This window comes from Helicobacter sp. 23-1046 (genome assembly GCF_053654635.1).
In genome coordinates, this window is the sequence record NZ_JBSIUS010000001.1 from 891,097 (window position 1) to 916,432 (window position 25,336).

Here is a 25,336-nt window from a genome sequence, read left to right on the forward strand (position 1 = left end):
TATGCCTTATAAAGCAAATTTTATACACAAAGTGTTTGCTACTTTGCATACTCAACTGCGCGAACCTCACGGATTACATTTACCTTAATTTCTCCGGGATATTGCATAGATTTTTCGATTTCTTTGGCGATTTCGCGTGATAGCACAATGCTTTCATTATCGCCGACCAAATCAGCTTGCACAATCACGCGCACTTCTCTCCCAGCATTGATAGCATAGGCTTGCTTCACGCCAAATTTTTGTAAGGCAATCCTCTCTAAATCCTGCACGCGTTGCAAAAAACTCTCTAACACTTCGCGTCTAGCACCCGGTCTAGCAGCAGAGAGAGCATCAGCCGTGCAAACTGCCGCACACTCGATACTTTTTGCCTCTTCCTTGCCGTGATGTGCGTAAATAGCGTTTATTACCACAGGGTGCTCTTTATACCGCTTGCATACTTCCGCGCCCAAGTCAATATGATTCCCACCAAGTTCTTGTGTCAAAGCCTTGCCAATGTCGTGCAAGATTCCCGCTCTACGCGCTAAACGCTCATCACCACCAAGCTCGCCTGCAATCATTCCTGCAAGATTTGCCACCTCGATAGAGTGCCCAAGTGCATTTTGTCCATAACTTGCACGATAACGCATTTTACCCAAAAGTCTTTTAAGCTCGGGGTGCATTATGCCAATCCCCATATCAAGAACGATATTTTCGCCATCTTGCAAGATGATTTCGTCCATTTGCTCTTTTGTTTTTTCATACACTTCTTCAATGCGCGAGGGTTGGATTCTCCCGTCTTCTATAAGTGCTTCTAGCGTCTTTAGCGCGATAGCACGGCGATAGAGATTAAAGCTACTTACAATGATAGTATTTGGTGTATCATCAATGATAATATCAACGCCACTTATCATCTCTAATGTTTTTATATTGCGCCCGTCTTTACCAATAATGCGCCCTTTTAGCTCATCATTTGGCAGACTTACTACATTTATGAGACGCTCTGTGGCGAACTCTCCCGCATAGCGCATTGTGGCTTGAGCGATGACATAATGCGCTTTTTGCTGGGCTTCGTGCCTTGCTCGCTCTTCATACTTGCGTATCATCATCGCCCTATCCTCGATAAGCTCCTCTTCAAGCATCTCAAGAAGTCTCTCGCGCGCCTCATCAATAGACAACCTGCTATATTGACTTAAAACTTTAACCGCCTCTTTGCGTGCGTCCTCATATTGTTCGCGCACTTTTTGATTCTCAGATTGTGCGTTGAGAATCTTATTTTCTAAACTCGCTAATCTTTGTTGCTCTTCTCTTATTGATTCTTCTTGTCGCTCAAGCTCTTGAATCTTTTTGTATTCTTGCCTTTCAAGTTCTGTTGCCTTTGCTTGAAATTCAGCCTTAAGATTAGATTGACTTTGTTCATACTCTTGTCTTAGAGCGATTTCTTCTTCTTTGCACTTAATTTTTTGCTCACGCAACAGCTTTTCTGCCTCATATTCTATCGCCTTTGCCTTTGCCTTTGCTTGCTCTAAAAGCACATCAACATTAGAACTAAATATCTTTTTGCTTACTAGGTAAGTAACGCAGGCAACGATAACGCCGAAAAGGAGCACGCCTACTATATACACTACAATCATCATACTTTGTCCTTTTGCAACACGACAAAGCGCTAATAAAATAATCCCCCATTATATCAAAGGATTGAGTAAGGACACGAGGACTTATGCAAGGTGTGCGACTTACAAAAATTTTACAAACTTTCTTTCTAGGATAAAGTCCAATTTTATGGTTACGCGAAAAAAATCTATCATACATTCCCTTGCCAAATCCCACGCGCTTAAACTTTGCGTCAATCCCAAATGTTGGAATCACCGCCGTGTCGATTTTTGCTAAATTAAAATTAGAATATTTACTTTCAAAAATGCCAAAACGATTTTTTTGTAATGGCAAGTGCAATGGTAACATTTTAAAACTTAAATCTTGTATAAATGGGAGAAAAATTTTCTTTTTTTGCCTTTTTAATCGCCAAATTAACTCCCAAATATCCGCCTCAAACACAAATGGAGCATACAATAAAATATTTTTAGATTGAAGTTTTTGCAAAAGTGCGAAAAGATATTTACAAATAATTTTAGAATCTCTGTCAAATGGCTTTTGTGCGAGGAGATTCTCTGTGAGGGGATTTGCTTGTGATGGGCTTGTAGAGAGGTTTGAGAGTGGAGAGATTTTAGCGTGCAAAACCTTTGCTTTAGCATAAATTTGTTGCATTTTAGCCCATTGGCGAAACGCATTTTTAGCACTCATACGCAATTTATCCTTTTTTGTGTATAATCATAGCACACATTTTGCTTTAAACATTTTGATAATGTAAAATAAGGACAAATAATGAAACAATCACATTCTTTAGTGGGAGGAGAATCTATGACACACAAGACATCAATGGCATTATATATCGCTGGTTTTTTTGCATTCGCATTGCTTTGTTTGAATTTTGTAGCTTGTGATAAATTTAAACACGAGAAAAAGGATAGCTTTACTTACACTCTTAACCCCACTTCTGTTGGGGAAGATTCCAATGAAGCGCAAACACTTACCATTGAAGTGCTTGATAGCAATAGTGAGGTAATTAAAATCTCTACAAGCGAGGAAAGTGATGCTTCAAATAAGCGACCAAGTATTTTGCTTTTTGTCCAGCACGATTGTAAAAACTGCCTCGCACTTGCCCCACATATTGTGGATTTAAAGCAAAAATACGCAAAATATATCAATCTTTTTATCCTTACTCCCGCCGCACAAAATGAGCAAAATATACAATCTATAAACTCTGTCTTAAACGCCTATGCTAAAAGTTATCCTATTTATACGCCCGCAGTCGTGCAAGGCGTTAATAATGACATATTAAACTTTTTAGATAAAGATATTTCATCGGGCTATGTATGGCTTTTAGATGTCGATGGAAGCAAGGTGGTGGATTATGCAGGGCTCGTGCCACAAGAAATGATAGAGCGCGATTTACTCTTTATCTTGCACGATGTGCTTAATGCTGAGGCACAAAATGCTTTTCAAATCCAAGAAATGCGTGATTTGGATTTACCAATAAATGAAAATGCGGATTTGACGCACGAGCCACACGACACACAAGATGAGCCTCAAGCACAACCACAAGATTCTGCAAATCCCGCAGATTTTGTAGAATCTAGCGAGCAAAGCCAAGCCAACCCCGCTAAATAATAAGCTATGCTCTCCTTTCTCTCAAAGACCACCAGCCACATAGGCTCAATACTTGGTAAAAAGCAAGATAGCCTCTCAAAAGACCAGCTTGAAGAGCTTTTAATCGAATGCGATATGGATTATGATGTTATCCAATCACTTTTAGATTCCCTGCCCTCAAACATTTCGCGTGATATTTTAGCCCCAAAACTTGTCGAGATTTTACGCATTCGCTCAGATTCCACACCACCACACACCGAAACTCTCCCCACAAAACCACAAGTCCTACTCATTATGGGGATAAATGGCGCGGGGAAAACCACGAGCATTGCCAAACTCGCCAACAAATACAAAAACGAGGGTAAGAGTGTGCTTTTGGGCGCGGGCGATACCTTTCGTGCAGCAGCTATCGAACAGCTTAAGGCGTGGGGTGAGCGGTTGCAAATCCCTGTGATTGCTTCAAAAATCGGCGGAGATTCTAGTGCAGTATGCTTTGATAGTATTACTTCAGCCATTGCTAAGGGGTATGATATGGTGATTTTGGATACAGCTGGGCGACTGCACACACAAAGCAATCTTACAAATGAATTGCTAAAAATCATTCGCGTAAGCCAAAAGGCATTATGCGAGAGAATGGATAACCCAAACGCGAGCAACCTCATCAAACACTACCTTATCCTTGATGGCACGCAAGGAAGCTCAAGCATCAATCAAGCCAAACACTTCTCCTCACATACCAAAATCGATGGAATCATCATCACCAAACTTGATGGCTCAAGCAAGGGAGGGGCGATTTTTAGCATTGTGAGCGAATTGCAAATCCCTATTGTGTTTCTTGGCGTGGGCGAGGGAGCAGAGGATTTAATCGCCTTTAGTGCCCAAGAATATGTCGCAACCTTGCTTGATTCTATATTTAGCGCGTAAATAAAGTGATAAAGGCAAAATATGGCAAAAAAACGCTCTCTTTTTGAATGCCAACACTGCGGATTCCAAAGCTCAAAATGGCTTGGCAAATGCTCGAGCTGTGGCGCGTGGGAATCTTTTATCGAGCTAAATAGCGAGCAGATTAAAACACTCCAAGAAACACAATCACTCAATACGGACAATAAAGCAATCGCCATAACCGAAGTAGAATTTGAAGCCTTGCACCAATTTACTTCGTATGAGCAAGAGCTTGACATTGTGCTTGGCGGTGGGATTGTGAGTGGTGGGCTTTATCTCATCGGTGGGAGTCCGGGCGTGGGGAAATCTACATTGCTTCTTAAAATTAGCGGGCTTATCGCCAAAAACACAAGCAAAAAGGTGCTCTATGTCAGCGGGGAAGAGAGCAAAAGTCAAATCAAAGATAGAGCGCAACGGCTGAATTGTGTAGATAAAAATCTCTTTTTGCTCAATGAAATAGACATACACCAAATCCGCGCCACGCTTATCAATGATGAGTATGCAATGTGCGTGGTAGATTCTATCCAAACGCTTTATTCCCCCGAGATTACTTCTGCGCCGGGTTCTGTTAGCCAAGTGCGTGAGATTACCTTTATGCTTATGCGCTTAGCAAAGGAGCGTAATATCGCTATTTTTATCATCGGGCACATTACTAAAGAGGGGAGTATCGCTGGACCGCGCGTGCTAGAGCATATGGTAGATTGTGTGCTTTACTTTGAGGGCGACCCAAGCAGAGAACTTAGAATCTTGCGCGGATTTAAGAATCGCTTTGGCTCGACAAGTGAAGTGGGGATTTTTGAGCTCACTTCTCAAGGGCTTGTCAGCGCGAAAAATGCTTCAAGGCTCTTTTTCTCTCAAAAGCCATCAATGAGTGGGAGTGCTATTACAGCGATTTTAGAGGGCTCTAGAGCGTTAGTGATTGAGATTCAAGCGTTAGTGAGTGAATGTGCGTTTGGCAATCCTAAGCGGTCCTCCACAGGCTTTGATAATAATCGCTTAACAATGCTCCTAGCCCTGCTAGAGCGCAAAATTGAGCTTCCGCTTAATCGCTATGATGTCTTTATCAATGTAACAGGTGGGATTAAAATCACTGAGACAAGCGCGGATTTAGCCGTGATTGCTGCGATTATCTCAAGCCTAAGAAATCGCCCACTAAGCAATAAAACCGCTTTTATTGGCGAAGTAAGCCTTATCGGGGACATTAGAGAAGCGCATAATATTGATGTGCGGATTAAAGAGTTAGAGAGCTATGGCTTTGAAAATGTCATATTGCCTAAAAAGCCAAACCAAACTTCACAAATTAAATGCTTTGAAGCAGATGATGTGGGCAAAATCTTGCAATGGATGTAAGATAATAGAATCTAAGTCTCTCATTTAAAACTTAAATCCCACTTGCGCCCAAAAGCTCCGTCCCATTTCATACATAAGCACACTTGTCCCTGTGGGAATCCCAAAGAGCAACACACCATCTTGCACACCAAGTGTGGTGAGATTCTTAGAATTGAGCACATTGTAAATATCGATATTGACAAAGAGCGCAGAGCCTTTCCACACTTCTCTCTCAAGCCCAATACGCATATCCCACATAAAGGCACTTTGCAGGTTCATTGTTTGCATTGTATAATTCATCCCACCGCCAGTTGGGATTCTCATATTAGTAAGCACTATTTGTTGGCAAGAATCTCTAAAGCGCAAAAAGTTGTTAAGGTTTAGTTTTACATTCTTAAAAATCGTGCTATGCGAAGCGTTAAGCCTTATCGTAAGTGGTTGGTTGATTTTTTGAGAGGGCATCGCGCTATAAGGCATTGATACACCATCTAAGATAACTATATCATTTGCAGAATACATATCCGCTCCGTTAATATAGGGGTTATAATTGCGTCTTGCATTACTCCAATCTAGCGAGAGATAGTAGAAATGCTCCACTTGTCCTGTAAGCAGAGGCTCTTTATGAGAGAGGGAGGCAGAGATGATGTCTGCGCTTGAGCTTCCATTATTAGAGAGTATCTCTACTCCTTCAGTAGTAAGTGTATTGGTGATTTGCTTTTTACCACTGCGTGAGATATACTTCACACTCAGCACAAAATCACTTAAGTTTTGCGTGATTGCGCCCATTAGCTCATCATCATAGGGCAAATCTACGCCATTAATCTCTACGCTATGCCTATAACTAGCAGTCTCCCTACGAACAACTTGCCAAGGACTAGTGTTATTTGCACGGGTAAAAACCAATCTATCCGCACCCAATAAGGAGCGATAGCCATAGGTGATAAGGTTGCGTGCATAGTAGCGGTTTGCCCCTAAGGTAAATTCCGTGCGCCAACTACGAGGGGCTGGAGTGATATAGGTGAGAGAAAATCGCGGAGCGATTTTGTGCTTTTTAAAGTAGTTAAAATCCCCGTCTAATCGCAATCCTAGTCGTGCATTCATCTCTCCACCGCGCCCTAAGTCAAACTCCGCTTCATCTTCTCCATATAAAGAATAGCTATACGCGCTAAAATCTCTCGCAATGGGGGAATACGCATACATAGTGCCACTGCCATCATAATTGGCGCAGTTTGAACTATTGACACCAAAAATATCTACCGCCCCTGTTAAATCAAACCCACAAGCAATATAAGCACGATGTTCTTTTGTGCGCTCCATTGATGCCTTTTGGTAAATAAACTCTAATCCAGCTAAAAAGTTATGCGTTATTGCGCTTGATTCTAGAGGAGTGAAAGCAAAGTCGTTTTTCACACTTAGAGTATCTTGCTTTTGATTTATACTTGGGAAGAAACCCTGCACGGAATAAAAGGTAGTTGGATTTTTGATAAAGGAACTTTCTGTATCTCTTGAGTTTTCTAAATTTGAGTAATTGACATTGGCTAGCCATAGTCCATACTCTGTATCCCAAGAAGTTTTTACCCCCATTTGTCGCCCGCCACTCTTCATCACATAAGTAGAATCTGGTGTGTTTGGATGAAAGTAAGTGCTACTTTGAGGCATATAAGCGAAGTTATACTCCAAGTTAAAATTTTCATTAGGGTTAATAAAGAGTTTGACAAAGTAATTATCATTTATCCTTGTTTGGTCTTTTGTCCCTGTGCTTTGTTCTCTAGAGCCATTACTACCAACTTGAAAGCTTTGAAATGTCGATAATGGGATAGAACTACTAGCAAAACTAATCCCAGCAAGGATGGCAAAATGCTCTGTCAAATAAGTCTCCAAACTTGCCCGATAAATAGTCTTGCTAAAATTTGGTTGATAATTTTCATTTCTTGAATTTGCACTAATAATTGGCAAGCTATACAAATTAGGGAGCATATTGCTTTGCAAGGGGAGATTACTAAAGTTACTATTGGCATATTGTGCGGAAAATGTCCCGTGCAAGCCATTGGTGCGGGGCTTCCTAATGGTAGATTCTACAATCCCACCGCTAAAGCGACCATATCGCGCACTAATATTACTATCCAATACCGTGATAGAATCAAGCAATGAAGTATCGACATTAAGTCCTTGTGGGAATCCACTCCTTACATAAGTCTCTGCATTCCCACCGACACCACTCCCGCCAAATGGGTCTAAGTCATTATTGATACTAAAGCCATCAAGCAAAAAGTTATTTTGCGCAGGTAATCCGCCCGAGATACTTATACTCGCTGGATTGAGCTCACCTGCGGTGTTTGCCGTGCGCTTTGGGTCGTTTAACTGCACATTAGGGAGAATCTTTAGCGCGTTACTCATATCGCCACCCTCAGCTTGCAAGGCTCTAAATAGTGGCTTATCTATACTCGAGCCACTGCTATATGCCTTTGCTTGCTTTTTAAACTTATCATTTGGTATGCCAAAGTCATTTGGGTCGCGCTCAGTGCTTTGCTGTGGTAGCTGAGTAATTGGTGCGTTTGGGTCGTCATTTTGTGCGAGATACATTATATCTCTAGCACTTAATGCCCCCCCCCCCGCACATAAAGCACAGGATATAGACAATGTTAGCACACTTGAAGTGATATGATAAATGCTCTTTCCTCGACACAAAATACCCTCCTAAATAATAAATACAAAGTATGTTTCCATAAACCCACTAATGCGAAACTTCTAGTAAGAATATCGTAAAATTTTGGAAATATCAAATTCTAAGCAAAAATTAAACCTATTTGAGAAAAATTATCCTCATTTTTGCAACCTAACAAAAAATTTTTTTAAACTTTTATGTGGATTGCGCTATAATGTGCTTTTGTGTAATGTATAGATTCTATAAATAAAGGTGGGCGATGAAAAAACTCCTCTCTATTACTTTAGGCTTAGGCGGATTAGTGGCGGTTATTTTAGGTGGGTGGCTACTCTACCAAACGAGTAAAGCAAGCAAAAAAATTGAAGCGAGCATAAATCAATTTATAGCGCAAGAATTGGTCTTTTTAGACTTCGCTCCATTTGCGTGTGATGGCTTTGTCGAAGTCGTGTGTAAAAGTGAAAGTGTGCGCTATAATCCCATTACAACGAGCCTCAATCTCTCTCAAACGCCTACAATGTCAAACACTCTCGCGCAAAATATCCAAATCACGCTAAGTGGAAATGCCAAAAAAGCAAAGGTGGGGCTAAGCGCGCATTTAAGCGAGCTAAACCTCCCAACTTCTTGCGATATAGAGATTTCACTCGCCACCAAAGAAGTTTATTTGCCTAGTGGTGAGGATTTACTCATTTATAACAAAGGACAACAAAAGCCAATGCGCCTCCTTAGCACACAACTCCAATGCAAAAATCACAATGATGAATACCTGCAAAAAAGCAACATAGCCTTTGATATTACGCATAATGACTTTGCAAATAAGGATTTGCAAGAAATCTTTAGTCTGCTAAAAAACCCACAATTCTTGCGAGAAATGTATTTTAGGCTTAACCACATTGATATAGATATGCACTCAAATGCCCTTAAAGAATATGTCGCAAGGATACTCTTTAACTCTACACAAAATAGCGATATAGAGCGCACAATTTTCGCGCTCAATTTTATGCGAGATTCTCTTTTAGGTGAGATTAAAGGAGCAGATAATGACAATATAGAAGCATTTAGTAGGAATCTTGCAAAGACACTGCTTCTTTTCCGTGATATTTTAGAGGGCAAAGTGAATAATGCGAGATTTTCCCTGCAAGCTAAAAGCGATACAACGCCACTCGTGCAACTAGACAAATGGAGTTTAGCTCTCGTTGTAGTGGGGAATTATTCACTTAGTGCAAATAGCGAGGGCAACGAGGGAGATTCTCAAGCGCAACACTTAGAATCTCCATTACAACCCACTAATCCAACTCCACAACCTTAAATAAATTAAAGAAATAAGTGATGAGTGATTCTAAGCACGACAAAGACTTACAACGCAACAAACCACAGCAAAAAGGACTAAAGCGCATTTATAACGCGCTTTTTTATTCTATCGATGGCTTTAGGGCGGCGTTGTATGATGAAGCGGCGTTTCGGCAGATTTGTGCGTTATGCGGGATTTGTGTCCCGCTTGGCATAGTTATCGCGCGGGATTGGGTGGAATTAGTAATTTTGCTTTTGCCCTGCTTCCTTGCGCTCATCGTAGAGCTTTTTAACTCTGCGATTGAGAGTGCTATCGATTACATTAGTAAAGATATTCACCCACTTGCTAAAAAAGCAAAAGATATGGGAAGTGCAGCGCAATTTTGTGCGTTACTCTTTTGGGCGATTGTGTGGGGAAGCTATGGAATCTACCGCCTGTAACGATTCTAAACACAACAGGCAAACAAAACAAAAGTAAATGTTTTGATTTGTTTTTAGATTCTATAATGTTGCTTGGCTTAAATAGCCTAAAATTTCTCTTTTAAGGAGTTTGGTATGAAAAAACTTTCAATGTTAATGGCACTTATTTGTGTAGGGTTTCTTTGGGCAGCAGAATACGAGGTCGATGCTTCTCACTCATCAGTTGGCTTTGAAGTCAAACATATGATGGTAAGCAAAGTTAAAGGTGATTTTAAGAAACTGAGCGGTAGCGTTGATTTTGATGGTAAAAATGTCAAAGGACTTAGCGGTGAAGTAAGTATCGCTGATATTAACACCAACAACAGCTCACGCGATGACCACTTAAAGGCAAAGGATTTCTTTGATGCAAAAGGATTCCCAAAGGCAACTTTCAAAATGACAAAGTTTGAAAAAGGCAAGCTCTATGCTGATGTAAAAATCCGCAATGTTACGAAAAATATCGCTTTTAAAGCAGAGCTAAGCGGTCCTATCAAGCACCCAAAAAGTGGCAAAGATGTGATTTCACTCTCACTTAGTGGCGAGCTTAATAGAAAGGACTTCAAAGTCGGTAGCAATACACCAGATAACCAAGTGAGCGATATTGTGGGGATTTCTATCGAGATAGAAGCCGTTGAGAAATAACGCACATTTTAGAATCTACCTTTGGTAGATTCTAACTTTATCGCACTTTTAAAAACTCTATATCTCCTACTCTCTCCCATATTAAGACTTCCTCATCGATAAGTTTAGTAATCAACTCTTGGCTTGCTGGCGAAAAGAGTGTTTGTATATCAACTGCGCTTAGCGGGCGTCTTGCGATAGATTCTATAATCTCTTGCGCGCTTATGTCCTTTAGTAAATGATTGTCACAAGAGTTGTTTGTAGTATTTTGCGGGCGACTTGGCAAATGCACATTGAGCCCACTAAAATGCTTGGCGTAAGATTGTATCTCCTCAAAACTTAAAGGTGAAGCTCTGTGTGCTGGAGGTCTATCAAGCGTGCCAATATCAAGGCGCGTGAGGGTAATGTCTTTAAGAAATTGTGCGAGGGCAATGGCATCTTGTTCGCTATCATTCACACCCTTAAGCAACAAAACCTCGCCGATAAGAATCCCACCAAATTCCTTGCTAAAATGCTTGATTCCACTTTTTATCCGCTCTAAATCTAAACTTTTGTGCGGTCTATCTATGCGAGCAAAATTTTTAGGATTACTTGAATCAAGCGAAAACTTCACAATATCAAATTTGCGCAATGCACGCGCAACTTCTGCTCGCCAAAAAAGCGAGCCATTACTTAAAATAAGTGTGCGAATGCCACTTGGCAAAATTGCTTTTACCCGCGTAATAAGCTCGTATAAATGTGGATAGAGCGTAGGCTCACCATTTGCAGTAAATGTCAGCACATTGAGATTGTGTGTGCCTATTTTTTGGAGTGCTTGCGTGATGTGGCGCAGAATCTCATCGACACTCACTACACTACGCATAGAATCTATACTTTTGGCGGCTTTTAACTCGCAATAAAGACAATCAAAGTTGCATTGTTTGAGCTGTGGAGATAAATCAACGCCTAACGAAGTGCCAAACCTGCGTGATAAAACAGGACCAAAAACGATAGTGTTGGTATTTTGAGAATCTGAATTGATGTGTTGTGGAGATTGATTAGACATTATAAAACCCACGCTTAAGGGACTTAAGCGTGGAGAGATGATTTTGATGACTATTTCTTGCCATCAATGAGTTCATCAACAACTTCTGATAGAGCTTTAGCGGCTTCTTTATCGACTTTTTGCACTGATTGGAGATTTTTCTTTAACAACTTGTTGTCAATTTCTTTAATCTGCACTTTCGCATAAAGCACGCCTGTATCGCTCACCCAAGTAGCTGTGCGTGTAGCACCTGCCAAAAGTTTATCAATACTTTGTCGTATAGCTCTTACACTCTCTGTGTTGCCATCTTTTTCTAAAATCTTTGTTTTCTCCTCGATTTTTTGCTCAAAGATTCCAGCTAACTCCGCTGTGCCCTTAGTTGTAGCTTCTTTCATCGCCCAGCTAATGTTATCGTTAGTGATTTTCGCACTGCCAACACCATAAGTCTCACCATCTACGCCTTGTGTAAGAACCCACTCTGGAGCACCTTTAAGTCCGTGATTTTTGATGTTACCATTTTTTGAAGGACAACCTAGAAACGAAAGAACGACAAATGCGCTCAAAAGAACTGATGCTATGTATCGCATAACAAACTCCTTATAAAAAATTTAAAATCAAGGGTATTTTATACAAAAATAAACAATAAAGTCATTTTTTTGCAAATTCTTATCACTAATTGCTTAGAATCTACGAAATTTATCTAAGTAATAAATAGTATTTAATAAAAATTATTGATTGTTTATTTACAAATCTTATTTAGAATTGCGTTGTCTTAAAAATTAAGACAAAATTTAAACAATAAGGAGAAACAAATGAGTAAAGTAATCGATAAGCTTAAACAGCTTCAAGCAGACGCACAAGTCTTTTATGTAAAGGTGCATAATTACCACTGGAATGTAAGAGGAATGGATTTCCACCCTACACACAAGGCATTGCAAGAAATTTATGAGGAATTTGCAGAAGTCTTTGATGATACCGCAGAGAGAATCTTGCAACTTGGTGGCACACCATATCTCACAATGAGCGATATTAGCAAAAATGCTAAAATCAAAGAGGAAAGCAAAAGTAGCTTTGATTCTAAAACTGTGCTAAAAGCAGTCCTTAGTGATTATGAGTATTTTGAAAAGACATTCGCAGAGCTCTCGCAGCTCGCTGATGAAAGTGGTGATAAAGTAAGTGGTGCGTATGCTGATGATAAATGCGCAAGCCTGCAAAAAGCCATTTGGATGCTAAAAGCACAGCTTTCTTAAATACTAATGCTTTGGTGTAATCACCAAAGCACTCCCCCAATAAACCAAAAATATACAGAATCTAAATCCAAAAAATCAACAGCACAAAGCTAAATCACACACTCTTTGTATGTTTGCTTATCAGAAGGATAGAGAATCCTGCCACAATGTGGGCAAATAGTAATATCACTTGCATTAAGCACTTCAGCATAAGTCTTATCATTGATGCGCACAAAGCACCCACCACACGCTTGCTTAAACACAGGCACAACACTTGTGTTTCTTGCCCATCGGCGTATTTTTTCGTAAAAGGCGATTGTTTTGGTATCTGATTTTACTACGATTTTTTGTCGTTCATCAAAAATATCTTGTTGTTGTTTCTTTACCACAGCTACTTGCGCTTGCACATCAACTTCGATTTCTTTAATCTCCGTGCTAAGTGCGTCTATTTGACTTTGGAGAGTTTTAATCTCCTCTTTTTTGGCACTTTGTTCAGCTTGAAGTTTGCGGATTTGCCCATTTGCTACGCTTAAATTTTCTTTAGCAATGTCCTCTTCTACACTCAATGCGCGCAACTGCTTGTCTGTCGTAATCTCGCTCATCTTTTTGCTAATCTCCTCAAGCCTTGCGCCATTTTGTGCGATTGAACGCTCACATTCGCCTATCTCAAGTCCTCTATTATCGATAACTTCTTGCAAAATTTCTATGTTTTTTGTCATTTTGTTTTTTTGTAGGATTTTAGAATCTAGTCCTTTACGGATTTCGACTATCTTTGGCTCAAGGTCATCGATTTGTTTATCAAGTTTTGCGATTTCTTTAAGCGATTGTAAATGTTTGTTCATTTGTGCTCCTTTTTAAAGTATGGTAATGGGATTTTTGGAATCCATAATTATAGCTTGATATTTGGCATTTTGCAAAATTGTGTGAAGAATTTGTGTGAAATATTTTTCACTTTCATAATGCGGAATGTCAATAAGTCCGATGTTTAGCGACTTTGCTTTCATCGCATCGTGATATTTTAAATCACCACTAAGCAACACAACATTAGAGAATCCACGCTCTTTGCAGATTCTATCCACGCACTCAATCTCGCCAAACCCGCTCCCACAAATCACAAATATATTTTCAACATCACGACTTCCCTCACACACACGCAAACTTGCCAATCCCAACTTTTGCTTGATATGCGCGACAAAGGATTGAAAGTCCTGCTTATCCACACTGCCAAAGCACACAATCTCTTCTTGTGTAAAGGTTGGGAATCCAAGCACATTATGCGTAAAAAATTCATTCAAATGACTTTTATCAAAGTTTGTGTGTATTGAAATAAGCGAGCAATTTTTACGCAATAAAATTTGAGCAAGATTTGCTGGATAAGTGTCAATATCAAAGTTTTTAAAACTCTTAAAAAACAACGGGTGGTGTGTAATAATAAGGCTATTTGGCTTCATTTCTTGCGCAATAGTAGCATTAAGCTCTAAAGCGACATAGAGATTCTCAAACTCTTGGGTAAGTGAGCCCACATTAAGCCCTGCATTATCCCAAGATTCTTGCGTGTTAAATGGTGTATTAAAATCAAGCAAGTTATACATATAGCCCACAGAATTAGGATTTTTAGTATTCATAAATTTCCTTAAAAACGCAAAATCTTGCAAAGCAAACTTGTATAATAGCAAAAAATCTTAAAAGTGTATTCCAAAGGAAAATTTTATGCAAAATAATGCAAACCAAATAATTTCACAAGATTCTCTAACCTTGCCACAAAAAAGACTCTATCATTTAGAGCACGCACCTATGTCCTTTGTATTCACACCAAGCCCGAGAGACTTTGTGGTTAAAGAAATCCCGCTATATGAAGCATCGCAAAGTGGTGAGCATTTAATGCTCTATGTGCGCAAAAAGAATCTAAGCACCTTTGAGCTTGTAAAGATTCTCTCAAACTCACTTGGGATAAAGAGCAAGCAAATCGGCTACGCTGGGCTAAAGGACAAAGCTCCAACCACCTATCAATACCTCACAATCCCTAAAACTTGCGAGCAAAGCCTCTCTTACGCGCTACCAAGTTTAGAGGATAAAAATATCAAAATCCTTGATATAAAAGCCCATTGCAACAAACTTAAAATCGGGCATTTAAAGGGCAATGAATTTTTTGTGCGTTTAAAAAAAATCTCCCCCATAGAATCTCAAAAAATACAAAATGTTTTGCAAGCTATTGATAAGGGAGGATTCCCAAATTACTTTGGCGCGCAACGATTTGGCAATGACGGGGATAATTTTTTACAAGCAAAAAGTATAAAAAAACCGCGTGATAAAACACTCACTCGCTTTTTGCGCTCATCACTCCAAAGCCATCTCTTTAATGCGTGGCTTTGCAAACGCATAGAGTTAAGCAAAATATTTGCAAATTTTAGCGTTAAAGAACTTGCAAAAATCCCTGAAATCACTCATTTGGGATTACAATCTCAAGCATTACACGATTTGCATAATCAAGCGCATTTTTTTAGGATTTTTGCTGGCGATGTCGCTAAGCATTATCCACAGGGCAAACTTTTCCACATTCAGCACACACAAGATGAATCTACGCGCTTTTTGCAACGCGATATTGTCCCCACAGGTGCGTTAAGTGGGGTTAAACTTTTTAACGCACAAGACATCGCACACAAAATCGAATCGCCATTTTTAGATTCCGCCATTACAGAAAATGGCTCTAGACGCTATGCTTGGGTATTTTTAGAGAATCTAAAAGTAGCGTATAAACCGCAAGTCGCCCAAATGGAGCTTAGCTTTTATCTCCCAAAGGGTTCGTATGCCACCGTGCTCTTAGAAGCACTAAAAAATAGCCCCGCGCTTTAGATTCCCAATCATTTGAGGTCAATAGTATGGCTTTTTTGCTCATAAATGATTTTTGATTTATCCCATTCTCTAGCGTTGCTGTTACTTGTGCTTGTCGGGCGCACTTTATGTTCATATTGGAAACTTGAGGCGTTTTTCGCTCCGCTAATTTCTCTCTCCTTTTGAGTTTGAGTGCTTTGAGTTGCGGGCGGAATGTTTTTATTTTGGTTTTTAGCATTTTCTTGCTTATGGAGATTACGCATTTCTTGGACTTCTTTGTAATCCTCATTGCTTTCATACACTTTCATAGAATCTAACCCGCCAGATTGTCGTGGCGTAGAATCTTGATAATTTTTTAGTCTGTAAGCACTTTCTTTATTTTTATCAAACCACTTTTGTGGAATGGGAAGTTTTTTCATTTTGCCATCGGGGGTTTGCTCAAGGATTCCGATAAGTTTCCCTGTTTTGTGGTTTATCATTAGTGTTTGATTGGGCTTTAATAAAAGCTCAAAATCACGGATTGAATGCGTGTCAATAATGAAATTATCCCCAAAGCAAAAACTCACCAAACCCACCAACATAAAGATTTTTTTATACATTGCATTTCCTTAATAAAGTCTTAACTCTAAATCAAACTCAAAATTATAAGATTTTTTCATACAAATTACAAACCCTTGCAGATAATTTCTCCACTCAAATATGCAATTTACCAAATCTTTGGCTACAATGCCACAATCTTAAAACAAAGGATATGTATGCAAATCATCTCTACAAACAACGCTCCACAAGCGATAGGACCATATTCACAAGCCATTGTTACTAATGGTTTGATTTTTACTTCTGGGCAAATCGCTCTAGATTCCCAAAATCAAATGTCAAAAGGCGGTATAGAAGCGCAAACCAAGCAAGTTTTAGAGAATCTAAGTGCAATTTTGCAAGCACACAATAGTTCGCTACAAAGGGTTATAAAAACTACGATTTTTTTGGCTGATATGGCTGATTTTGGTGTGGTAAATGAAATTTATGCACAAGCCTTTGGCTCACATAAGCCAGCTAGAAGCACGGTGGCAGTGAAATCATTACCAAAAGACGCGCTTATTGAGATTGAGTGCATAGCACTTCTTTAAGCGTAAATCAAAAGGCAAAAATGTAACATACACAAGGAAATATAGCCTAAAAAATGGTAAAAAATAATTTTTAGTGTGTTTTGTGTTACAATAAAATTTCTCAAAAATCACTTTTAAGGAGTTGCCGATGAAAAAGGTAGTTTTAGTAGGTTCTGTGTTGTTAGGCTCATTGCTTATGGCTGAGAATAAAGAGGTGTTTAACCCAAAGTCAGTTAAAGGGCATATCGTCATCAAGGTCCAAGCCCTAGATGAGAAGAAAAACAAAGACGCAGGTGAGGTAGTCGCTGTGCAGACAGAGCACGGCGTAGCGTTTTTCCCAAATCTTAAAGGTTTGGCACCGGGCATTCACGGATTCCATATCCACGAGAATCCTGATTGTGGCAAGACAGACAAAGGCTTAGGAATGAAAGCAGGCGGACACTGGGACCCAGAAAACACGACAAACCATTCACTTGCTTGGGATAGCAAAGGCCACAAAGGCGACTTGCCCGCACTCTATGTCGATGCTGATGGCAAGGCGACCAATCCTGTGCTCGCACCAAAAATCAAAGACATAAACGAAATCAAAAAGCACGCGCTTATGATTCACGCTGGTGGCGATAACCACAGCGACCACCCAGCAGCACTTGGTGGTGGCGGTGCGAGAATGGCTTGTGGTGTGATTAAATAACCCTCGCTACTTAAACACAGAATCTAGATTCTGTGTTTAAGGCATTTTATCTTTAAGAGATTCCCAAAAACGCTGTATTTTATAATCTACACTTTAGTGAGTTTTTTTGCTGCATTTTCTCCCACGCCCTTATAGTGCTTATTACTTGGATTGTCAAAGTAGCCTTTGAGTTTGTTTGGATTGAGTTTAGCTCGCATTGCTTCATCGCGTTTAAAAACCGCATCTTCATAAAACACCACTTTAGATTCTAGTTTGTCAAGGGCTTTTTGATATTGCGCTATGATTTTTTTGGTTTCATCGCGCTGTGTCTTTATGATATCCAATCGCGCCTCAAGCGTGCTATCACCAAGCAAACACAAATCTACATATTCCTTTATCTGCTCGATACTTAGCCCACTTTGGCGCAGGCAATGCACCACTGCCACCCAGCCTAAATCCTGCTCGCTAAAGTAGCGCACATTGTTATCATCACGCTGTATAAAGGGAAATAAATCATTTTTTGCCCAAAAGCGCAAAGTATGACTTGAAATGCCTGTTTTAGTTTCTACTTCTTTAATAGTGTAAGCCATTTTATTGCTCCTTTAATGATATTTGCTCTCGCATTATAACCAAAATTTCTGTGAGATTTTTATACAGCCAAAGCACCGAAGTATTAAACAAAAGCGCGAATCTAAAATCCACCAAATTTTGTATTTTTTGCATTTTCCTTTAAAAATCACTTGACAACCCCCCCCCCCCCTATTTGCTAGAATACACGCTTTAATTTTTCGTAAAAAGGACTTCAAATGAAAGGTAAAATACTTGCAGATGGCGTCATCAGTGGTGATGATGGCAATCGCTACACTTATGAATCAAACGAGCTCAAAAACAACTCAAATGTTTCCGCAGGTAGCGAAGTGGATTTTCAAATCAAAGGTGGTAAGGCTGTTGATATTTATGTAATCAAACAAGCATTTAGTGTAGATAAAGCGTTTTTATCCAAAGATTTGCAGGGGATAAAATTCAAAGTTTTTGTGATGTTTGGGTGCTTTTTGCTCACATTTATCCCATTTATCGGTATTATATTTGACTTGGCTGGAATTGTGCTCTATGTCCTAGTGGTTTTAGCCCTCAAAGAAGCCTCGCAAAGCACTTCGTTGCTAAAAAATTGGATTTTGTCAATGGTGGTGATATTTTTGGGCGGTATCATTATAACCATAAGTGGTGGTGGTATAATTTTGTCATTTTCTGGTGGCTCAAGTAGCTTGAATGGGCTTGGAATAGGTGCTATCGCTGGGCTTATATTAGGATTCCTTGTAGTGGCGTCATCATTTTACTACGCATATTTGTATTATAAAGAAGTCGCACATATTACAAACGAGCCGTTTTTTATGTATTATTTTTGGTGCTATTCAATCGGCGTATTGACTGCATTTATTTACATTGGGTTACTTTTGGTATTTGTAGCAGCAGTCTTGTGGATTATAGCGTGGATAAAAGTAAAAGAATTACGCAAGTCATATAGCGCAGTGGAGTAGAATTTATCGTTATTGTGATAGCTTTGCCCGAAGCAATCCACAAAATTCATCAAAACAAAAAGTGGATTGCCACGCCAAACTTATCGGCTCATCTCACAATGACTGCGTAAAATGGGGTAAAAACTTCGCACCACATTTTACGCATTATTGATTCTCATTGCAAATTGGGCAAGGCGGATTTTTCGGTGGCTACCAAGTGCTAATGCAATATCTAGACTCACATAAAAATGATGAAAAAATCAATAAAGCGCATTTCCAGCACATAATCCAAACCCTGCATAAAACTCTAAAACTACAATCTACAATCGCAAAAATCCCGCTAGAATAAGTGGCTTCTTTATCACACGAGATTCTTAGATTATAAGAATCTCGCCTATCTCAATTACACTTATATAATCCAATTATGCTACAATGCACTTTTAATTTACTTTAACAAAAGGACACAAAATGAGCACTTTAGTGATAGAAAATGTCAAAGATGAGTTTTTGCCCGCATTTAGCGCACTTAGCAAGGCAATCAGTGCGAAATGCACCATCACAAAAGACAAAAACCACAAAAAACAAAAACTTAGCAAGTTTGAAAAAAGCGTGCTAAAGGCGAGCGCAGAGGCAAAAATAGCAAGAGAAAAAGGGTGTAGGACTTTTAAAAGTGCGAAAGAATTTAGAATAGCAGTAGAAAATGGCGAAATATAACATCAACTACACAAAAAGTTTTATCAAAGATTATAAAAATCTACAAACAAAAGAAAAAGATTTAACAGACGAGCTAATCGACAAGCTGGCAAATGGCGAAATCCTAGAGCAAAAACATAACGACCACGGGCTAAGTGGGAATCTACGAGGTTTTAGGGAATGCCATATCAAGCCAGATTTATTACTTATCTATGAAAAACACGATGATATTTTACAACTTGATGCCTTGCGCGTGGGAAGCCGTAGCAAATTATTTAAAAAATAATGTATATAATCCAATTATGCTACAATGCACTTTCAATTTACTTTAACAAAAGGACATACAATGGGACGAGCGTTTGAGTATCGCAGGGCGGCAAAAGAAAAGCGGTGGGATAAGATGAGCAAGGTATTCCCCAAACTTGCCAAAGTCATCACAATGGCGGCAAAAGAGGGCGGTGGCGACCCAGCGATGAATGCCAAACTCCGCACCGCCATAGCCAATGCCAAAGCCCAAAATATGCCAAAGGATAATATTGACGCGGCGATAAAGCGTGCTAGTGGCAAGGACGGGCAGTTTAGCGAGGTAACTTACGAGGGCAAGGCAAGTGGAGGTGTGCTGATTTTTATCGAATGCACGACTGATAATCCCACGCGCACGATTGCCAACATAAAGAGCTATTTTAACAAAACACAAGGTGCACAAATCGTCCCAAACGGCTCGCTAGAATTTATGTTTGCACGCAAAAGTGTGTTTGAGTTTGTGCTGCCAGAGGGGAGTAGCGCAGAGGAAGTGGAGTTAGCGTTGATTGATTATGGATTGGAGGAGCTAGAGCGGGCGGATTCTAGCGCAGATTCTGAATCTAGAGCGGATTTTAGTGGTGAAAATAGTGCGAAATACGCTGCGATTGGAGATTATAGCGATTTTGGGACATTGAGCGAGGGGTTTGAAAAGCTAGGGATTAGCGTCCAAAAGGCGAGCCTGCAGAGAATCCCAACAAGCCCCATTAGCCTAAGCGAGGAGCAAACCCTAGAGCTAGAAAAGCTTCTTGATAGAATCGAAGAAGATGACGATGTGCAGGCTGTTTGGACAAATTTGGCGTAGCTTGGATTAAAACAAGCTCGAATCTAAAATCCCCAGAGAAAAAAGCACTAAAAAAAGCGTGCCAATGCAGATTCTATAAATGCCAAATGGCACATAACTATACTTAGAAATAAATGCCAAAAAAAACTTAATAGCAAACAATGCACTCACAAATGCCACAGCCCCACCTACAAGCAAAATTGGTATATTTGTGCTATCAAAAATGCCAAGATTCTTATATACATCATAACCCGTAGCGGCAAACATCGTAGGCAACGCAAGGAGGAATGAAAACTCCGCTGCTACACGGCGATTAAGCCCGAGCAATAGCCCACCAACGATAGTCGCCCCACTGCGCGAAGTGCCCGGTATCATCGCAAGGCACTGCATTAAACCAATAAGAAATGCCTGTTTATAGCTAATTTCACTTACTTCGTTGGTAGCGTATTGCTTGCCTTTGTGCCTGTATTCGATAAGCAAAAACACCAATCCACCAATAATAAGCATAATCGCCACGACATAACCATCAAAAAGTTGCTTGATAAACTTATACAAAAATAATCCACAAAATCCCGTAGGGATAAAGCCAATAGCGAGTTTAAGCCAAATATCAATGCCTTGTAAAAATCGCTTATAAAATAAAAATAACACAGAGAGAATCGAGCCAAGCTGAATGGCAATCTCAAAAGTCTTTAAAAAATCATCTTGCGCTAACCCAAGCACGCTAGAAGCTAAAATCAAATGCCCTGTGGAAGAAACGGGAAAAAATTCGCTCAATCCCTCCACAATCCCCAAAATCACAGAATCTCCATAAGTCATTGAATAATCCTTTTGTATGGTGTGTGCAAAACTAGCATTGTAACCATAATTTGTAACCAAATGTAAGTCAAAACAACAATGCTTTTTTAAAATTTTGCTACAATGTGGGACTACTAAAATTGCAACGAGACTTTACACTTAAACAAGGGGAGCAAATGATAAATAAGATTCTAATCGCCAATCGTGGGGAGATAGCTGTGCGCATTATCCGTGCTTGCAGAGATTTACATATCCAAAGTGTGGCGATTTATTCGCGTGCGGATAGAGATTCTATGAATGTTAAAATGGCTGATGAATCCTATGAAATAAGCGATGAGCCATTGCGCGGGTATCTTGATGCAGATTTAATCGTGGAGGCAGCCCTTAAACTCGGCGTAGATGCTATCCACCCGGGCTATGGATTTTTAAGTGAAAATGCTGCATTTGCAAGGAAAGTCCAAGAAGCTGGCATTATTTGGATTGGACCAAATGCTGATGTCATCGCTAAAATGGGTGATAAAAATGAAGCGAGAAGCATTATGCAAAAAAATGGAATCCCAATCGTGCCGGGCACAGAAGCCCTCAACAATACAAGTATGACTGAAATTGAGCGTATAGCGCAAAAGATAGGCTACCCTGTGATTTTAAAGGCAAGCGCAGGTGGTGGCGGTCGCGGTATCCGCGTGGTATATAAACAAGAGGATTTAGAGGAAAGTTTCAATGCGTGCAAACGCGAAGCAATGGCATTTTTTAAAGATGATTCTGTATTTATGGAAAAGTTTATCACAAATCCACGCCACATAGAATTCCAAATCTTAGCGGATAATTATGGCAATGTGATTCACTTATTGGAGCGGGATTGCTCTATCCAACGCCGACATCAAAAACTTGTAGAAATTGCGCCAAGTCCGCTTATTAGCCTAGATTTACGCCGTAGAATGGGTGCTACTGCAGTAGCCGCAGCAAAGGCGGTGGGCTACACAAATGCTGGAACGGTGGAGTTTTTGCTCGATGATTACAACCACTTCTACTTTATGGAAATGAATACGCGCATACAAGTCGAACACGGCGTTACAGAGGAAATCACAGGGTTTGATTTAATCGGGCGACAAATACGAATCGCTAAAGGCGAAATCTTAGAGCTTAATCAAAGTGATATAATCCCACAGGGATACGCTATCGAAGCGCGCATCAACGCTGAAGATGTCAATAATGACTTTGTGCCCTGCCCCGGTAAAATTACAGCATATTATCCTGCACTTGGACCTTTTGTGCGTGTGGATAGTTGCGCATATAAGGATTATGTGATACCGCCATTTTATGATTCTATGATTGCAAAGCTCATAGTGCGGGCAAGCAGTTATGATTTAGCTGTAAATAAACTTGAGCGCGCATTGAGTGAATTTACCATTAAGGGTGTGAAAACAACTATTCCATTTTTGCGTAATATTTGTCTTAATAAAGACTTTAGGCGAGGATACTTTGATACTTCGTTTTTAGAATCTAAAATGCAAGAGTTAATCCCGCAAGAAGATGCGCAAACTGATGATGAAATTGTCGCTGCTATTGTTGCTGCTATCGCTGTGCGCTGTGGAAGCTAAGGAATGTAATGCAAAACTTTTATGAAAGCACCAAAAGCCTTGATGAACGCGCTACTACGAGATACGGACTAAGCCCCGCTATCCTTGTAGAAAATGCCGCTAATGGTTTGCTTGAGCTTATCAAACAAAAGGCTTACCATAAAAGTGTTGTAACGATTATTTGTGGAAGTGGGGACAATGGTGCTGATGGATATGCTTTAGCACGCAAGCTAAGTGGGAGCTTCGTAGTGAGAATCTACCAAGCAAAAGAGCCAAAAAGCGAGCTTTGCATACAAATGTGTGAGAAAGCCAGACTTATCGAGGGCATTAAATTTATCACTAAAATTTTGCCCTGCGATGTAGTGGTGGATTGTCTCTTTGGGAGTGGTTTGCAGGGCAAGCTAAATGACGAGATTTTAGAAGTTATCCGCATTGCTAATCTCGCTGCACCATTAAAAATTGCTTGTGATATTCCAAGTGGGCTTAATGCAGATGTATCAAACACAAACAAAGATTCTTATGCAACTCCAGCATTGTTTGGCGAAGATTCCCCCGCGCAAAAACAACTCACAAATGAATTAAATAAATGGATTTTTAAGGCTCATTACACCGTGTGTATGGGAGCACTCAAAAGCGTGCTTCTTAGTGATTTAGCAAAGGATTATGTGGGAGAAATTATCGTTGCAGATTTGGGAATCTCACGACACAATTATGAAATTACCTCGCCATTAAAGTTGCTTGAAAAAAGTGATTTACACCTACCAACACGCAAGATTCAAAACGCACATAAGGGGAATTTTGGTCATTTGTGCGTCTTTAGTGGAGATAAAGAGGGAGCAAGCATTTTAAGCGCGCAGGCTGGATTGCATTTTGGTGTAGGATTGGTAAGTATTTTGAACGCTACTGAAAGAGAAATTAGCGTGCCTTATGAGATTATGCAGACAAGCCAAGTCCCACAAAATACCACAGCAATCGCTCTTGGAATGGGATTGGGAAGTGCGTGTAAAGAGGTGTTAAAATATGTAGAGGGGCTTACTATCCCCTGCGTGATTGATGCAGACGCATTTTACAATGAGGAAATCACGCAACTCCTCCATAAAGACATCGTCCTAACGCCACACCCAAAAGAATTCCAATCCTTGCTCAAACTCTGTGGATTTACCGACACGCACACAAAAGACAAAATCACTCTAGCCCTAGCCTTTAGTCAAAAATATCCGCGAGTTACCCTCGTGCTTAAAGGCGCAAACACCATAATCGCTAAAGCAGAAAAAATCTATCTCAATACATTTGGGAGCGTGGCTCTCGCTAAGGGTGGAAGTGGCGATGTTTTGGCGGGTATGATTGGCGCACTCATAGCACAGGGGCGAGACTGTCTTAATGCAAGTATCAACGCTTCTTTAGCCCACGCACTTGCTGGAAGTATGAATCCAAACTCTTATGCACTCACGCCAACCACGCTTATTGCAAACTTAGAAAAACTTTAAAAAGGAAACATTATGAATAACTTTGATACACCGCTTGTAATTGGTAAAAAAAGCTTTCATTCACGCTTGATTGTGGGCTCTGGGAAATATAAAGACTTTCAAACTACGCGTGAAGCGACTTTAGCCTCTGGGGCACAAATGATAACCGTAGCTGTGCGGCGCGTGAATATTATGGACAAAGATTCTGAGAATCTGCTGGATTATTTTAAGGGGACGGATATTGAATTCTTACCAAACTCTGCTGGGTGCGTCAATGCAAAAGAAGCTATTACGCTTTTTCGACTTGTGCGCGAAGCTACGGGTATTGATTTTATCAAACTTGAAATTATCGGCGATACACAAAAAACCCTCTACCCTGATGTAGTTGAGACACTAAAGGCTTGCGAGATTCTCGCAAAAGAGGGGTTTAGTGTGCTTGCATACAGCAACGATGACCCCATAATCGCCTCAAACTTAGAATCTGCTGGTGCAAGTGCTGTAATGCCACTTGCCGCACCCATTGGTAGTGGGCTTGGGATACAAAACCGCTATAATGTTGTGTTTATCAAAGAGCGATTGAGTGTGCCTGTGATTGTAGATGCTGGGATTGGCTGTGCTTCAGATGCGAGCGTGGCAATGGAGCTCGGCGCAGATGGCGTGCTTACCAACACCGCCATAGCCACCGCACAAAACCCAATACTTATGGCACAAGCAATGAAAAATGCCGTAATTGCTGGAAGAGCAAGCTTCCTCGCTGGAAGAATGGATAAAAAGCCTTACGCTTCGGCTTCCTCGCCCATTGGAGGAATGCCAAAGCTCTAAGAAATATTCTATGCAAGATTCTTGCAAAT

At 40.2% G+C, this 25,336-nt stretch carries 29 protein-coding genes; 18 read left to right on the forward strand and 11 right to left on the reverse strand.

Annotation, left to right across the window (positions count from 1 at the left end; all coding sequences use genetic code 11):
• Positions 1-38: 38 nt before the first annotated feature.
• Together rny and ACWIUJ_RS04335 are read right to left on the reverse strand one after the other, a co-directional pair.
• Positions 39-1,613: a ribonuclease Y gene (rny, locus tag ACWIUJ_RS04330; RefSeq protein ID WP_454151426.1), complete on the reverse strand. Its 1,575-nt coding sequence runs from the start codon at positions 1,611-1,613 to the stop codon at positions 39-41.
• The gene (locus ACWIUJ_RS04335; RefSeq protein ID WP_454151424.1) at positions 1,525-2,277 is read right to left on the reverse strand and encodes a 5-formyltetrahydrofolate cyclo-ligase; all 753 of its coding nucleotides are present in this window, start codon (positions 2,275-2,277) and stop codon (positions 1,525-1,527) included. The genes rny and ACWIUJ_RS04335 overlap by 89 nt, the downstream gene beginning before the upstream one ends.
• An 81-nt stretch (positions 2,278-2,358) precedes the next feature.
• Between ACWIUJ_RS04335 and ACWIUJ_RS04340 the strand changes: the two genes are divergently transcribed.
• The 3 genes from ACWIUJ_RS04340 to radA are packed head-to-tail and all read left to right on the forward strand — an operon-like array spanning position 2,359 to position 5,475.
• Positions 2,359-3,204 (forward strand): hypothetical protein, encoded by an 846-nt coding sequence (locus tag ACWIUJ_RS04340; RefSeq protein WP_454169203.1) that lies wholly within the window; start codon positions 2,359-2,361, stop codon positions 3,202-3,204.
• Between the two features lie 6 nt (positions 3,205-3,210).
• Positions 3,211-4,107, forward strand: coding sequence for a signal recognition particle-docking protein FtsY (ftsY, locus tag ACWIUJ_RS04345; protein WP_454169205.1), 897 nt, complete (start codon positions 3,211-3,213; stop codon positions 4,105-4,107).
• Positions 4,108-4,128: 21 nt separating this feature from the next.
• A complete protein-coding gene (radA, locus tag ACWIUJ_RS04350) occupies positions 4,129-5,475 on the forward strand; it encodes a DNA repair protein RadA (protein WP_454169207.1) in 1,347 nt (448 codons plus the stop codon).
• Positions 5,476-5,499: 24 nt separating this feature from the next.
• On the opposite strand, the gene ACWIUJ_RS04355 is transcribed toward radA, so the two are convergent.
• Complete coding sequence (locus tag ACWIUJ_RS04355) at positions 5,500-8,142, reverse strand: TonB-dependent receptor plug domain-containing protein (RefSeq protein ID WP_454169209.1); 2,643 nt, start codon at positions 8,140-8,142, stop codon at positions 5,500-5,502.
• A gap of 236 nt (positions 8,143-8,378) precedes the next feature.
• Here ACWIUJ_RS04355 and ACWIUJ_RS04360 point away from each other — a divergent pair, with 236 nt between their 5' ends.
• The 3 genes from ACWIUJ_RS04360 to ACWIUJ_RS04370 all read left to right on the forward strand — a co-directional run bounded on the left by ACWIUJ_RS04360 (position 8,379) and on the right by ACWIUJ_RS04370 (position 10,507).
• Complete coding sequence (locus ACWIUJ_RS04360; protein WP_454169211.1) at positions 8,379-9,425, forward strand: hypothetical protein; 1,047 nt, start codon at positions 8,379-8,381, stop codon at positions 9,423-9,425.
• A gap of 20 nt (positions 9,426-9,445) precedes the next feature.
• Positions 9,446-9,847, forward strand: coding sequence for a diacylglycerol kinase (locus ACWIUJ_RS04365; RefSeq protein WP_454169213.1), 402 nt, complete (start codon positions 9,446-9,448; stop codon positions 9,845-9,847).
• 114 nt (positions 9,848-9,961) lie between these two features.
• Positions 9,962-10,507, forward strand: a complete 546-nt coding sequence (locus tag ACWIUJ_RS04370) for a YceI family protein (RefSeq protein WP_454169215.1) — start codon at positions 9,962-9,964, stop codon at positions 10,505-10,507.
• A gap of 37 nt (positions 10,508-10,544) precedes the next feature.
• Here the strand turns inward: ACWIUJ_RS04370 and ACWIUJ_RS04375 are convergent, their stop codons facing one another.
• Both ACWIUJ_RS04375 and ACWIUJ_RS04380 read right to left on the reverse strand, forming a co-directional pair.
• On the reverse strand, positions 10,545-11,531 hold the full coding sequence (locus ACWIUJ_RS04375; RefSeq protein ID WP_454169217.1) for a radical SAM protein: 987 nt from the start codon (positions 11,529-11,531) through the stop codon (positions 10,545-10,547).
• 50 nt (positions 11,532-11,581) lie between these two features.
• Positions 11,582-12,097, reverse strand: a complete 516-nt coding sequence (locus tag ACWIUJ_RS04380; RefSeq protein WP_454151407.1) for a hypothetical protein — start codon at positions 12,095-12,097, stop codon at positions 11,582-11,584.
• A gap of 225 nt (positions 12,098-12,322) precedes the next feature.
• Between ACWIUJ_RS04380 and ACWIUJ_RS04385 the strand changes: the two genes are divergently transcribed.
• On the forward strand, positions 12,323-12,760 hold the full coding sequence (locus ACWIUJ_RS04385; RefSeq protein ID WP_454169219.1) for a Dps family protein: 438 nt from the start codon (positions 12,323-12,325) through the stop codon (positions 12,758-12,760).
• An 89-nt stretch (positions 12,761-12,849) separates the two neighbouring features.
• Here the strand turns inward: ACWIUJ_RS04385 and ACWIUJ_RS04390 are convergent, their stop codons facing one another.
• Entirely contained in the window at positions 12,850-13,581 is a 732-nt protein-coding gene (locus tag ACWIUJ_RS04390) for a zinc ribbon domain-containing protein (RefSeq protein WP_454169221.1), read from the reverse strand.
• A 12-nt stretch (positions 13,582-13,593) separates the two neighbouring features.
• Entirely contained in the window at positions 13,594-14,364 is a 771-nt protein-coding gene (locus tag ACWIUJ_RS04395; protein WP_454169223.1) for a Nif3-like dinuclear metal center hexameric protein, read from the reverse strand.
• Between the two features lie 85 nt (positions 14,365-14,449).
• Here ACWIUJ_RS04395 and truD point away from each other — a divergent pair, with 85 nt between their 5' ends.
• A complete protein-coding gene (gene truD, locus ACWIUJ_RS04400) occupies positions 14,450-15,592 on the forward strand; it encodes a tRNA pseudouridine(13) synthase TruD (protein WP_454169225.1) in 1,143 nt (380 codons plus the stop codon).
• 8 nt (positions 15,593-15,600) lie between these two features.
• On the opposite strand, the gene ACWIUJ_RS04405 is transcribed toward truD, so the two are convergent.
• Complete coding sequence (locus ACWIUJ_RS04405) at positions 15,601-16,170, reverse strand: hypothetical protein (protein WP_454169227.1); 570 nt, start codon at positions 16,168-16,170, stop codon at positions 15,601-15,603.
• 156 nt (positions 16,171-16,326) lie between these two features.
• On the opposite strand from ACWIUJ_RS04405, the gene ACWIUJ_RS04410 reads away from it, so the two are divergent.
• Both ACWIUJ_RS04410 and ACWIUJ_RS04415 read left to right on the forward strand, forming a co-directional pair.
• Positions 16,327-16,698, forward strand: a complete 372-nt coding sequence (locus ACWIUJ_RS04410) for a RidA family protein (protein WP_454151397.1) — start codon at positions 16,327-16,329, stop codon at positions 16,696-16,698.
• A gap of 127 nt (positions 16,699-16,825) precedes the next feature.
• Positions 16,826-17,368: a superoxide dismutase family protein gene (locus tag ACWIUJ_RS04415; protein ID WP_454151395.1), complete on the forward strand. Its 543-nt coding sequence runs from the start codon at positions 16,826-16,828 to the stop codon at positions 17,366-17,368.
• Positions 17,369-17,454: 86 nt separating this feature from the next.
• Here ACWIUJ_RS04415 and ACWIUJ_RS04420 read toward each other — a convergent pair whose 3' ends face one another.
• Positions 17,455-17,937, reverse strand: coding sequence for a MerR family transcriptional regulator (locus ACWIUJ_RS04420; RefSeq protein ID WP_454169229.1), 483 nt, complete (start codon positions 17,935-17,937; stop codon positions 17,455-17,457).
• 1 nt (position 17,938) lies between these two features.
• Positions 17,939-18,070 (reverse strand): hypothetical protein, encoded by a 132-nt coding sequence (locus ACWIUJ_RS04425; protein WP_454169231.1) that lies wholly within the window; start codon positions 18,068-18,070, stop codon positions 17,939-17,941.
• Positions 18,071-18,153: 83 nt separating this feature from the next.
• Between ACWIUJ_RS04425 and ACWIUJ_RS04430 the strand changes: the two genes are divergently transcribed.
• The 5 genes from ACWIUJ_RS04430 to ACWIUJ_RS04450 all read left to right on the forward strand — a co-directional run bounded on the left by ACWIUJ_RS04430 (position 18,154) and on the right by ACWIUJ_RS04450 (position 20,662).
• Positions 18,154-18,885: a hypothetical protein gene (locus ACWIUJ_RS04430; protein WP_454151391.1), complete on the forward strand. Its 732-nt coding sequence runs from the start codon at positions 18,154-18,156 to the stop codon at positions 18,883-18,885.
• Between the two features lie 157 nt (positions 18,886-19,042).
• The gene (locus ACWIUJ_RS04435) at positions 19,043-19,213 is read left to right on the forward strand and encodes a hypothetical protein (RefSeq protein WP_454169233.1); all 171 of its coding nucleotides are present in this window, start codon (positions 19,043-19,045) and stop codon (positions 19,211-19,213) included.
• A gap of 119 nt (positions 19,214-19,332) precedes the next feature.
• Positions 19,333-19,578 (forward strand): hypothetical protein, encoded by a 246-nt coding sequence (locus ACWIUJ_RS04440; RefSeq protein WP_454151385.1) that lies wholly within the window; start codon positions 19,333-19,335, stop codon positions 19,576-19,578.
• Positions 19,565-19,843: a type II toxin-antitoxin system YafQ family toxin gene (locus ACWIUJ_RS04445; RefSeq protein WP_454169234.1), complete on the forward strand. Its 279-nt coding sequence runs from the start codon at positions 19,565-19,567 to the stop codon at positions 19,841-19,843. The genes ACWIUJ_RS04440 and ACWIUJ_RS04445 overlap by 14 nt, the downstream gene beginning before the upstream one ends.
• 60 nt (positions 19,844-19,903) lie before the next feature.
• Positions 19,904-20,662 carry a YebC/PmpR family DNA-binding transcriptional regulator gene (locus ACWIUJ_RS04450; protein ID WP_454169236.1) on the forward strand — a complete coding sequence of 253 codons (759 nt, stop codon included), beginning with the start codon at positions 19,904-19,906 and terminating at the stop codon, positions 20,660-20,662.
• Positions 20,663-20,668: 6 nt separating this feature from the next.
• Here the strand turns inward: ACWIUJ_RS04450 and ACWIUJ_RS04455 are convergent, their stop codons facing one another.
• The gene (locus ACWIUJ_RS04455) at positions 20,669-21,460 is read right to left on the reverse strand and encodes an undecaprenyl-diphosphate phosphatase (protein WP_454151379.1); all 792 of its coding nucleotides are present in this window, start codon (positions 21,458-21,460) and stop codon (positions 20,669-20,671) included.
• A gap of 155 nt (positions 21,461-21,615) precedes the next feature.
• Between ACWIUJ_RS04455 and ACWIUJ_RS04460 the strand changes: the two genes are divergently transcribed.
• The 3 genes from ACWIUJ_RS04460 to ACWIUJ_RS04470 are packed head-to-tail and all read left to right on the forward strand — an operon-like array spanning position 21,616 to position 25,307.
• Positions 21,616-23,040, forward strand: a complete 1,425-nt coding sequence (locus ACWIUJ_RS04460; protein WP_454169238.1) for an acetyl-CoA carboxylase subunit A — start codon at positions 21,616-21,618, stop codon at positions 23,038-23,040.
• A gap of 8 nt (positions 23,041-23,048) precedes the next feature.
• Positions 23,049-24,506 carry an NAD(P)H-hydrate dehydratase gene (locus ACWIUJ_RS04465; RefSeq protein WP_454169240.1) on the forward strand — a complete coding sequence of 486 codons (1,458 nt, stop codon included), beginning with the start codon at positions 23,049-23,051 and terminating at the stop codon, positions 24,504-24,506.
• Between the two features lie 12 nt (positions 24,507-24,518).
• Positions 24,519-25,307, forward strand: coding sequence for a thiazole synthase (locus ACWIUJ_RS04470; protein WP_454151374.1), 789 nt, complete (start codon positions 24,519-24,521; stop codon positions 25,305-25,307).
• Positions 25,308-25,336 lie beyond the last annotated feature (29 nt).